This is a genomic window from Gemmatimonas sp., assembly GCF_044376735.1.
In the GTDB taxonomy this organism is placed as follows: Bacteria; Gemmatimonadota; Gemmatimonadetes; order Gemmatimonadales; family Gemmatimonadaceae; genus Gemmatimonas.
The window spans coordinates 1-10131 of sequence record NZ_JBILKJ010000099.1; the positions used below are offsets into that span (position 1 = coordinate 1).

9 protein-coding genes and 1 riboswitch are annotated in these 10131 nt (G+C 69.1%); of the genes, 5 read left to right on the forward strand and 4 right to left on the reverse strand.

Annotated elements, in window-relative coordinates; translation table 11 throughout:
• Window positions 1-1417, forward strand: a 1417-nt coding sequence (locus ACIRA7_RS12065; RefSeq protein WP_396221093.1) for an alkaline phosphatase family protein, incomplete at its 5' end; no start/stop codon positions are given.
• A 169-nt stretch (window positions 1418-1586) separates the two neighbouring features.
• Here ACIRA7_RS12065 and ACIRA7_RS12070 read toward each other — a convergent pair.
• Window positions 1587-1913, reverse strand: a complete 327-nt coding sequence (locus ACIRA7_RS12070; RefSeq protein ID WP_396221094.1) for a nucleoside triphosphate pyrophosphohydrolase family protein — start codon at window positions 1911-1913, stop codon at window positions 1587-1589.
• Between the two features lie 75 nt (window positions 1914-1988).
• On the opposite strand from ACIRA7_RS12070, the gene ACIRA7_RS12075 reads away from it, so the two are divergent.
• The 3 genes from ACIRA7_RS12075 (at window position 1989) to ACIRA7_RS12085 (ending at window position 5393) form a co-directional block, all read left to right on the forward strand.
• Window positions 1989-2237 carry a hypothetical protein gene (locus tag ACIRA7_RS12075; protein ID WP_396221095.1) on the forward strand — a complete coding sequence of 83 codons (249 nt, stop codon included), beginning with the start codon at window positions 1989-1991 and terminating at the stop codon, window positions 2235-2237.
• Entirely contained in the window at window positions 2237-3316 is a 1080-nt protein-coding gene (queG, locus tag ACIRA7_RS12080) for a tRNA epoxyqueuosine(34) reductase QueG (RefSeq protein ID WP_396221096.1), read from the forward strand. The genes ACIRA7_RS12075 and queG overlap by 1 nt, the downstream gene beginning before the upstream one ends.
• A gap of 302 nt (window positions 3317-3618) precedes the next feature.
• Window positions 3619-3700, forward strand: a riboswitch (cyclic di-GMP riboswitch).
• Window positions 3701-3788: 88 nt separating this feature from the next.
• Window positions 3789-5393 (forward strand): S8 family peptidase, encoded by a 1605-nt coding sequence (locus ACIRA7_RS12085; RefSeq protein WP_396221097.1) that lies wholly within the window; start codon window positions 3789-3791, stop codon window positions 5391-5393.
• Window positions 5394-5489: 96 nt separating this feature from the next.
• Here ACIRA7_RS12085 and ACIRA7_RS12090 read toward each other — a convergent pair whose 3' ends face one another.
• Both ACIRA7_RS12090 and ACIRA7_RS12095 read right to left on the reverse strand, forming a co-directional pair.
• The gene (locus ACIRA7_RS12090; RefSeq protein ID WP_396221098.1) at window positions 5490-7094 is read right to left on the reverse strand and encodes a RecQ family ATP-dependent DNA helicase; all 1605 of its coding nucleotides are present in this window, start codon (window positions 7092-7094) and stop codon (window positions 5490-5492) included.
• A gap of 56 nt (window positions 7095-7150) precedes the next feature.
• On the reverse strand, window positions 7151-7723 hold the full coding sequence (locus ACIRA7_RS12095) for a DUF4136 domain-containing protein (RefSeq protein WP_396221099.1): 573 nt from the start codon (window positions 7721-7723) through the stop codon (window positions 7151-7153).
• Window positions 7724-7805: 82 nt separating this feature from the next.
• On the opposite strand from ACIRA7_RS12095, the gene ACIRA7_RS12100 reads away from it, so the two are divergent.
• A complete protein-coding gene (locus tag ACIRA7_RS12100; protein WP_396221100.1) occupies window positions 7806-9563 on the forward strand; it encodes an amidohydrolase in 1758 nt (585 codons plus the stop codon).
• On the opposite strand, the gene ACIRA7_RS12105 is transcribed toward ACIRA7_RS12100, so the two are convergent.
• The coding region (locus ACIRA7_RS12105) for a zinc-binding dehydrogenase (RefSeq protein ID WP_396221101.1) at window positions 9554-10131 on the reverse strand (578 nt) is incomplete at its 5' end. The genes ACIRA7_RS12100 and ACIRA7_RS12105 overlap by 10 nt on opposite strands.

Consider the following 10131-nt stretch of genomic DNA (forward strand, 5'->3'; position numbering starts at 1 on the left):
CACGCGACTGCTGTTGGTCGTCGCCGATGGCGTGCGTCCCGATGTGCTCGCCGACGAGATGGCCCGCGGCAATCTCCCCGCCATGGCGCAGCTGCGTGAAAAGGGCGGATTGCACACGATCAGCTCCTCCTTTCCCTCTGTCACGGGACCGGCGTACGCTCCCTTCGTGATGGGCCGGCATCCGGCGTCCGTGGGCATGCCCGGCCTGCGCTGGTTCGATCGTGCGCGTTCGTTGCCGTGGTCGCACGCTCAGGCGCGCAGCTATTCCGGGATCGACATCTGGCACGTGGACGGCGACCTCGATCCGCGCAGCCCCACGCTGTACGACCTCGTGCAACCGTCGCTCGCCGGGTTGATGATGATCGCCCGCGGTGCGACGCACGGTCGAGTGGGGCGCGGCATCTTGTGGTCACTGCGCGCCGGCTGGGCACACTTTCGCGGTGACGCGCGCGCCTGGCGCCGGGTGGAGCAGGCGGCGATCCAGGAGTTCTTCCGTCGCTTCACCCGCACGCGCCCGACGCTGTCCATGCTGGGCGTGCTCAGTCCGGACAAACTCTCGCACGCGTTCGGCAGCGACTCCGCCGTGGTCCGCACGGCAATCGGTGACGTGGACACAGCGATCGCGCGCGCGCAGGCCATCGCCCTCGCCGGCGGGTGGGCCGATGGCCTGCGCATCTGGGTGGTGGGCGACCACGGCCATGCTCCCGTGGCCGAACACGAAGACCTGCACGGCTGGTTGTCGGCGCGCGGTCATCGCGTGCTCGCGCACCCCAAGCTGGGCATGCGTGGAGCCGACGTGGCGCTCATGGTCGGCGGCAACGCGATGGGTCATCTCTATCTCGATCCCGCGCGCACCTCGCGCACCTGGTGGCCGGCGCTGCGCACCAAATGGCAGTCGACACTGGAGGCCTTGCTGGCGCAGCCATCCATCGGACTGCTGGCGGTGGCACTGAGCACCGACACCGTGCGCGTGTTTCATGAGCAGGATGGGGTGGCCGACATCGTGCGCTCGCACGCGGGGCACGACGCGCGCTGGCGCTACACGCCGATCGACGGCGACCCGCTGCACCTCGGTGGCGCGCTGGCCGATCTCGACGCGAACGACGCCTGGCTGGCCGGCGGCGCGTCACCCTATGCCGACGCGCTCGTGCAACTCTCTACCCTGGTGCCTTCGCCACGGGCGGGCGACATCGTGCTGTCGGCGGCCACTGGCTGGGATCTGCGGGCCCGCTATGAACCGACTCCGCACGTGTCCACCCATGGCGCGCTGTTGCGCGAGCAGATGATGGTGCCGCTGCTGCTCGATGGGCCCGTGGCGCGCCAGCCGCAGCGCACGACCGATGTGGTGCCGAGCGCGTTGGATCTGCTCGGCGTGACGTCCGACATTCCGTTCGACGGCCGGTCGTTTCTGCGCTGAGCGGGGGCGGGGGGCGGCGGTGGCCGAGCAGCCGATGAGTTTCGAGTACTGCGTTGAAGTTCCGAGTCGTGAGGCAAGCCAAAACAGTCGGCTCACTCATGACTCCAAACTTCCACTCACCACGCCAAACTCACGTGAGTCCGTCCGGCGACGCCGATCCCGCGACCCACTACTCGGTGCGGTTGCGACTGCGCTCAGTGTCGAAGCCTTCCGGGTAGCGCTTGCGCAGCTTGTCGATATTGCGCTGCGCGATGTCGTCCATGCTGAGCCCGAGCACGGTGGCGAACGCCCCGATGTACCAGAGGCAGTCGCCGAGCTCCTTCACCAGCGCATCCTGATCGAGCGGCGTGGCGTGAAAGAGATGCTTCTTGATCACCTCGGCCACTTCGCCGGCTTCACCGGTGAGGCCAAGCGCCGCGTTGGCGAGCTGCTGTTCGTGGGTCCGGTCGCGCCCGAGTGTGCGGGCGGCGAGTTCCTGATACTCGTCGAGGGTCATCGCGATCGTGGGTTGAGGACGGGCGAAAAGTAATGCCCGCGTTGGGATGAACGCGGCGCGTGTATATTTTTTGTGATGCCTTGGCTAACGCTGTCCCTGACCCTGACGCTGCGCGCGATTGCCAACCCGTTTCTGGCGGTGGACTTGCTGCGCGTTGCGTGGCGATTCCGTCACCGGCATTGGTTCCGGCGGTTTCCCTTCCTGCCGTTGCCGGCCACGAGTTACGTGAAGTGGCGCATGTACACGGCCTACGGGGATGAAGGGGCGATTCCGCCGGCGGACGACGTGATCGCCTTCGCCCGCTGGGTGGGGCGCCAGCCGTAATGCCAACGGGCGGCGCGGCGGATCTCGCCCGGCGCCTGAAAGCGCACGCCTTCGGCCTTGGGTTCGACCTGGTGGGGATCACCACGTTGGGCCCGCCGGCCACCCAAGCCCGGTTCGACGCGTGGCTCGACGCGGGCTTGCACGGGGAGATGGGCTACCTGGCCGGCGAGGGTGCCGAGTTGCGACGGGACACCCGCCGTCCGCATGCGGGGGCTACCCACGCCATCGTCTTGGCCACGCAGTATGGCGGGCGGGAGCCGAGCGGCCCGGTGGCCCGCTACGCGCGGGGCGACGACTACCACGAGCTGCTCCGCGAGCGCACGCGGGCGTTGCACCAGTGGTTGGAGCAGGAGCTCGGTCGGCCGGTGAACGCGCGGCCCTACGTGGACAGCGGACCGATTCTGGAGCGCGACCTCGCGCAGCGGGCCGGCCTGGGATGGTTCGGCAAGAACACCATGCTGATCAACCCCACGGCGGGCTCGTTCTTCTTTCTGTCGTCGCTGTTCGTGGCGCTCGGACCGGATGCCGAGCTGCAAGCGGACGATCCCTTCGAGGCCGACCGCTGCGGCAGCTGCACGCGTTGTCTCGATGCCTGTCCCACTCAGGCGTTCACGGGCCCGCGCGTGCTCGACGCCACGCAGTGCATCAGCTATCTCACGATCGAACTGCGCGGGGCGATTCCCGAGGCGTTGCGCGCGAAGATCGGCGGGTTGCTGTACGGGTGCGACGTGTGCCAGGAGGTGTGTCCGTGGAACGTGTCGTTCACGACGGCGCTGCGTGAGCCTGCGTTCGCCTCGCGTACGATGTTCCTCAACGCGGGATCACGCGACGGCACGCGGGCGTTGGCGCGCGAGATTCTCATGATGGAGGCGGCGGATTACGCCGCTGCGTTCAAGGGCAGCGCGATCAAGCGCGCGAAGCTGTGGATGCTCAAGCGGAACGCATGTGTGGTGCTGGGGAATGTCGGCACGGCGGAGGATCTTGCGGTGCTCGAGGCGATGCTGGCGCACGAGCACGAGGTCGTGCGCCAGCAGGCGGCGTGGGCGATTGCACGACTATGCAGTTCCGAGGCGCTGTAGTCCGCACACGCGTTGGTCTGCGGTCAGCGCCGTCCCGTCATGGGATTTCAGTTCAAGGGGTCAGAGTCGTTGAACGCACAGTTCAAGGGGTCTGCGTGTTTGACCGCGTCCAACGACTCTGACCCCTTGAACTGCTCTCGAGGTCGTGCGCAAGCATGCGGCGTGGGCGCTCGGCCAGCTGGCCGCCGCGGCGGCACGCCCGGTGTAGCGCACCGCCGGTCCGACCGCGCCCCACACACTGTTACAATCGGCACGCTCAAGTCCCGCCGTGAGCGGCCGATACTCCATTGCGCAGCATTGTTGTCCGAAAAGAGCACCCCGCCGGTGACGGCGGTCCGCAAAGCCAGCCAACTCAGGTCGCACTGAGTCAGGGCGGCTGCCGACACACACTGTGGCTCCCCACGCCATCCCGGCGCTGGGAGCACGCGGCATCCTTCGGGCGACAGCTACTCTTTCTTCAAGGAGCGTTGTCGTGAGTCGTGTATCGTTGGGAGGTGCCCTCCTCGGCGCCCTCCTGCTCGTTGGTTGTTCAGACGGTGTCAATCCCACACAGGTCACGGTGGAGGCGGCGCCGACCCCGAACTCCGCCGCGTACCTCGTGATCCTCCGTGACACGGTCACGGACGCCATGGGAGTGACCGCCGAGGTCATGCAACACGTGGCGCCCGAGCGCGCGGTGGCCCTCTTCCCGGGGCGTGCCGCCCTGGCCCGACCGTTCGGCGCGCCGTCGCCGGCGATGGTGTCGGACGACACCGTGGAAGTGCTGTCGTCGCTGCACGCGGCGCTGGTCACCGCCACCGACGACGAGCTGATCCGGTTGCGCAACGACCCGGCCGTCGCGGTGGTCGAACCCGTCCGTCCCACGGAGTTGATGGCCGCGGTGGTGCAGCCCACCCGCTCCTGGGGGCTCGACCGGATCGATCAGGTCGCCCTCCCCCTCGACGGCAGGCGAACACAGTTCGGAAACGATGGTACCGGCGTCCGCATCGCGCTGTTCGATACCGGCATCCGCTGGTCGCACAGTGAACTTGCGGGACGCGTTGCCGGTGGCTACGACGCCTTCACGAATACGGCCAAGACCAGCGGCGACGCCCACGGCCATGGCACGCTCACGGCCTCCCTCGCCGCCGGAACGGCGTTTGGCGCGGCGCCCCGCGCCACGCTGCTCGATGTGCGGGTCATGAATGCGCAGGGTTCCGGCACCTCGGTGGAGCTGGTGCGCGGTGCCGACTGGGCCATCGCCGAGAAGCGGCGCGTGGCCGGCCCCATGGTGGCCAACATGAGCCTGGGCGTCCCGGGAGGCAGCACGGTGGTGGACGCGCTCGTCGATCGCATGCGCGCCGCCGGCATCGTCGTGGTCGTCGCCGCCGGCAACAATGGCGGCGATGCGTGCGCCATCTCTCCCGCCCGTGCCCCAGGGGCGATTACGGTGGGGGCGACGGACGCGACCGACGCCCGGCCGAGCTTCTCCAATGGCGGCGCCTGCGTCGACCTGAGTGCACCGGGCAGTTCCGTTCCGGGCGCCGGCATGAGCGGTGACGCGGCGCTGGTCATGGCCTCCGGGACGTCGATGGCGTCGCCGTTCGTGGCCGGTGCGGCCGCGGTGTTTCTCGCCGTCAACAAGACGGCGACCCCCGACGCCGTAACGACGTGGATCCTGGCGGAGAGCACCGCCGGGAAGGTCACCGGCCTGATGCCCAACACGCCGAACCGCCTGCTGGCGGTACGTCGCCTCCCCGGCACCACGGCGCCCACACCCACACCTACCCCCACCCCGACACCCACGCCCACCCCCAAACCGACGCCCACGCCAACGGCCAACACGCTGCCGCTCACCGCGTCGTGCCCGGCGCGCGTCTGCACGGTGGACGCGGGCGTACCGACCTCGGTGTCCGCCGCCGATGCCCCACGCGTGGTGTACTCCTGGAGCTTCCCGGGGGTCGGCACGATGACAGGGACCGGATTGCGGCGCTATATCGTGACCTTCCAGAACGCGGGCTCGGTGGTGGTGACGGTCACCGCCAAGCTTGGCACGACGACCGTCGGCACCGCGACGAGGACGCTGACGGTGAAGTGATGGCGCGGTAACCACGGAGCATCACGGGTAGCAACGCGTGGGTGCGGTCACGATGCGGACATCGGGACTTCACCCACGCGTGGCGAACCGGGGGGATCAGCCCCGCAGCACGTCCAGAAACGCAGCGCCGTAGCGCTCCAACTTCGCTTCGCCGACACCCGGCACCTGCAACAGCTCGCGTGGGCTGCCCGGCCGGCGGGCGACCATCTCCAGCAGGACTTTGTCGCCGAACACGATGTACGCCGGCACGCCGGCCTCGTCGGCCAGTTCACGGCGCACGACCCGGAGCCGCTCAAACAGCTCCCGATCGTCGTCGTCCAGCATCGCGGCGTCGGGGCCACGCGACGTCCGGCCGCTCGTGCCGCCACTCACCGCCGCGCGACGCGCCCGCGAAGTGCCCACCTGCGACTCCACCAGTTCGGCAATGCGCTCGTCGGTGCGATGTCCCGTGCACACGTCGCACGAGCTCCCGCATGGGCCGATCTCCTCGTCGAAGTGCGCCACGAGCGCCTGGTGCCGGCAGCGCGACCGCTCCACCAGGTCGAACAGCGCCACCGTGGCGAGTCGCGTACGCTCGCGCACGTTCTCGTCGTCGAGGTTGTCGAGGAACCGCTCGTGCAGTTTCACATCGGCCCACGAGTAGAACATCACGCAATCACTCGGCACGCCGTCGCGGCCGGCGCGGCCGATCTCCTGGTACCACGACTCGATGTCCTTCGGCATGTCGCGGTGAATCACGAAACGCACGTTGGACTTGTCGATGCCCATGCCGAACGCCACCGTCGCCACGATCACATCGATGTCGTCGCGCTGAAACGCTTCCTGATTCCGCGCGCGCTCATCGGGCTCGAGGCCGGCATGATACGGGAGCGCACGAATACCCTGCGCCGACAGAAACTCGGCGGTCTGATCCACGCCCTTGCGGCTCTGACAGTACACGATGCCGCTCTCCCCCTCGTGCGCGCGAATGAGCGCGAGGATCTCGGCGCGCGTGTTGCCACCCTGCCCTTTCTTGCGGGTCGCGATCTGCAGATTGGGACGGAAGAACGAGCCCTTGAAACCGGCCGGCTTGCGCATGCCGAGCTGTCGCAGAATGTCGAGGGCGACCCGTCGGGTGGCGGTCGCCGTGAGGGCGAGTACCGGCACGTCGAGTTGCTCCTTGAGCCCCTGCAAGCGGCGATAGGAGGGACGGAAATCGTGCCCCCACTGGCTGATGCAGTGCGCTTCGTCGACCACCAGCAGTGAAATGGGGCAATCGCGCACGAAGTCGCCGAGGTAGCCGTCGAGTGCTTCAGGGGCGAGGAACACCAGTTCGTACGCGCCGGCGCGAAACGCGTCCATACGGGCACGACGCTCGTCGAACTCCAACGTGGAATTGATGGCGGTGACCGTGAAGCCGAGGCCCGCCACGGCGTCCACCTGATCCTTCATCAGCGAAATGAGCGGCGAGATCACCAGCACCGTGCCGTCGAGCAGGCGGGCCGGTAGCTGATAGGTGAGCGACTTGCCCGCGCCTGTCGGCATCAGGGCAATGCAATCCTTGCCGGCCAGCACGGCGTCGATGACCTCGCGTTGCCCCGGGCGGAACTCGTCAAACCCGAAGACCTCGCGGAGGACGCCTTCGGGGGTGCGTGACGGAGCGGTCGGTTCGTGGGGCAAGGCGATGCGTGTGGTCGGTGCGCGGGGGCCGGTGTGCTTCACAACGTAACCGAGTGCCCTCCACGGCAGGCATCGGTGCGCGCCGGCCCCGACCAGCGCTATCGCGGAAACTTCAGCATCATCAGCCTTACCGATTCGCGGATGCGCTTCTCCATCTCCCCGGGATTGTCGAGCAACCCGCCGACATCCGTCTGCGACCAGCCGCGCCACAGAATCGCCTTGGCCTTCGGCTCCGCAACATCGACGATCAGCGTCCCCTCCTCGAACTCGACCACCCGATCGGACGTGCCTTGCGGTGGCGAGGAGTAGCCGCGCCCCTCATCGGCCCGGATCACGTCCACCCGCTGCCGCACGCTCGCATGGTAGTGCACCAGCAGATCGGGGGAGCCGGTGGCGCGTGTCATGCCCCGCACTGCCAGTTCGCGCTCGACGGCGGCGCGTACGCGCGCGTCGAAGAACGGATTCTGGTCGAGTCGCGGATCACCGACGGGCAGGGAGTCGCCGCCGCCCCAGTCGAACGTCCGATACTGGTCGAGCCGAAGGCCGGGCGCGAAGTCGGCACCGGCGTGGACCGTCGCGCAGGCGCCAAGGAGCAGGAAGGAGAGGAGCGCGACCGCACGGGCCACACCCCGTGCCGGCGCCGTCGACGTGTTGTTGGAGGAGTTTCGCATGTCGGGAAACGTGCCGACCAGCGGTTCGCCCAGCATCGGGCGAAGCCGCACGCGTTGTCGGCGGAACCCGTACCTTTCGTGCATGACCGCCATGCTTCAGTTCCGGCGCCTCCGGGCGCGCGCGCTGCCCGCGCTGTTCCTGGCGTTGGCGGCGGCTTGCTCCGGGGAGCGCAGCCGCGCACCCGCGCCCGATCTCATTCTGCGCAACGGCCTGGTGTATTCCCTCGCGTGGCCGGAACCGTCAACCGATGGGCGCCCCTCGGCCGAGGCGCCGTACGACGCCGGCAGTGGCTGGCACCACGACGCCGCCGCCGTGGCCGTGCGCGATGGGCGTATCGTGTTCGTCGGGTCGGATTCCGGGGCGCTCGCCCTCGCCGGGCCAGACACGCGCGTGATCGACCTCGCCGGACAGATCGTGCTGCCGGGGCTCGTGGATGCACACACCCATATCGCGGAGCTCGGCCAGTCGCTCGACCGCGTGAACCTGACGGGTGTCGCCACCGAGGCGGAGGCCGTGGAACGCATCGTCGCCCGCGCCGCGCAGACGCCGAAGGGCGAGTGGATCCTGGGCTACGGCTGGGACGAAGGGGCGTGGGCCAACCGTTATCCCGACAAGCGCCTGCTCTCCGCGCGGGTGCCCGATCATCCGGTCATCCTGCGCAGCCTGCACGGCTTTGCCGCGTGGGCGAACCAACGGGCGCTCACCCTCGCTCGCATCACGCGCACGACACCGGTACCGGCCGGTGGCGAGATCCGCACCGACGCGAGCGGCGAACCCACCGGGCTGGTGCTCAATCGCGCGGTCCCCCTGCTCGACGACGCCGTACCGATTCCCTCGCCGGCCCAGCGGGACGCGCAGGTGCTGCGGGCGCTGCACGTGATGGCCGCCGCGGGTTATACCGGCGTGCATGAGGCGGGAGTCGCTCCCGACGTGATGGACAGCTTCGAGCGACTGGCGGCGCGCGACTCGCTGCCCCTGCGCGTGTACGCGATGCTGAGCGCGCGTGACTCGGCGCTGATCCGCCGCTGGATCGCACGCGGCCCCTTCACCTCCGCCAACGGCACGCTCACGGTGCGCGCCGTCAAGGCGTACTACGACGGCGCTCTCGGCTCGCGGGGGGCGCAGTTGCTCGCGGATTACGCAGACCGTCCCGGGCATCGCGGTGTCAGTGGTGGGGCCTATGGGTTCGACCAACGGCTGGTCGCCGATGCGATGAGCGCCGGCTTCCAGGTCGGCATTCATGCGATCGGTGATGCCGGCAACCGCGCCACGCTCGACTTCATCGATTCGGTCACCCGTGCCACCCCGCGGGCGCGCGGCCTGCGCCATCGCGTGGAACATGCCCAGGTCGTATCGCCGCCGGATATCGCGCGCTTCGCCGCCTTGGGCGTCGTGGCCTCCGTGCAGCCGCCGCACGCCGTCGAGGACAAGGGATGGGCGGAGACACGGGTCGGCGCGGAGCGCGTCGGTGGCGCCTATGCGTGGCGCACGCTGCGCCGCGCCGGGGCGGCGCTGGTGTTCTCGTCGGATCTGCCCGGCTCCGACTGGAGTCCGTTCTACGGCTTGCACTCCGCCATCACGCGTCAGGACACCAGCGGCGCGCCAGCGGGCGGCTGGTATCCGGCACAGCGCATGACACCGGAAGAAGCGGTGCGTGGTTACACCGTGTGGAGCGCCAACGCGGGCTTCGACGAACGGGACGCCGGCACGATTGCCGTGGGCAAGCGGGCCGACCTCACGGTACTGAACGTCGATCCCTTCCGCGCCGACGGCGCTGCGTTGCTACGCGGTGCGGTGGTCCTCACGCTCTCCCGCGGTCGCGTCACGTTTCAACGCTGACGCGACGGCGTCACCACCACCTTGCCCACGACCCGCCGATCGAGCAGTGCCCGGAGCGCGAGGGCCGTATGCTCGAGCGGATAGTGCGCACTGACTACGGGCGCGATCGTCCCGTTCGCGACCCACGCCATGAGCCGCGCCAGATGCCGCGCGTTCGCCGCCGGGTCGCGCTGCTCGAACGCCCCCCAGAACACGCCCACTACCGAGGCACCCTTCAGCAGCGGCAGGTTGAGCGGCAGCGCGGGAATGGCGCCGGCGGCGAATCCAATCACGAGATACCGCCCGCCCCACGCGATGCTGCGGAACGCCGGTTCGGCGAGCTCACCGCCCACCGGATCACAGATCACATCGGGGCCGAGCCCGTTGGTGAGCGCCTTGAGCCGATCGCGCAGCGATTCCGTGGTGTAGTTGATGACCGCATCGGCGCCGTGCGTGCGGCACAGTGCCAGCTTCTCGTCGGTGCTGGCGGCGGCGATCACGCGCGCGCCCAGTGCCTTGCCGATCATGATGGCGGCCAGTCCCACGCCGCCCGAGGCGCCCAACACCAGCAGCGTCTCGCCGGGGGCGA

Bases quoted from the DNA above. Each gene is read 5' to 3' on its own strand.
- ACIRA7_RS12075 (WP_396221095.1), top strand. From the start codon at position 1,989: ATGCCTTGGCTAACGCTGTCCCTGACCCTGACGCTGCGCGCGATTGCC.
- queG (WP_396221096.1), top strand. From the start codon at position 2,237: ATGCCAACGGGCGGCGCGGCGGATCTCGCCCGGCGCCTGAAAGCGCAC.
- ACIRA7_RS12070 (WP_396221094.1), bottom strand. From the start codon at position 1,913: ATGACCCTCGACGAGTATCAGGAACTCGCCGCCCGCACACTCGGGCGC.
- ACIRA7_RS12100 (WP_396221100.1), top strand. From the start codon at position 7,806: ATGACCGCCATGCTTCAGTTCCGGCGCCTCCGGGCGCGCGCGCTGCCC.
- ACIRA7_RS12095 (WP_396221099.1), bottom strand. From the start codon at position 7,723: ATGCGAAACTCCTCCAACAACACGTCGACGGCGCCGGCACGGGGTGTG.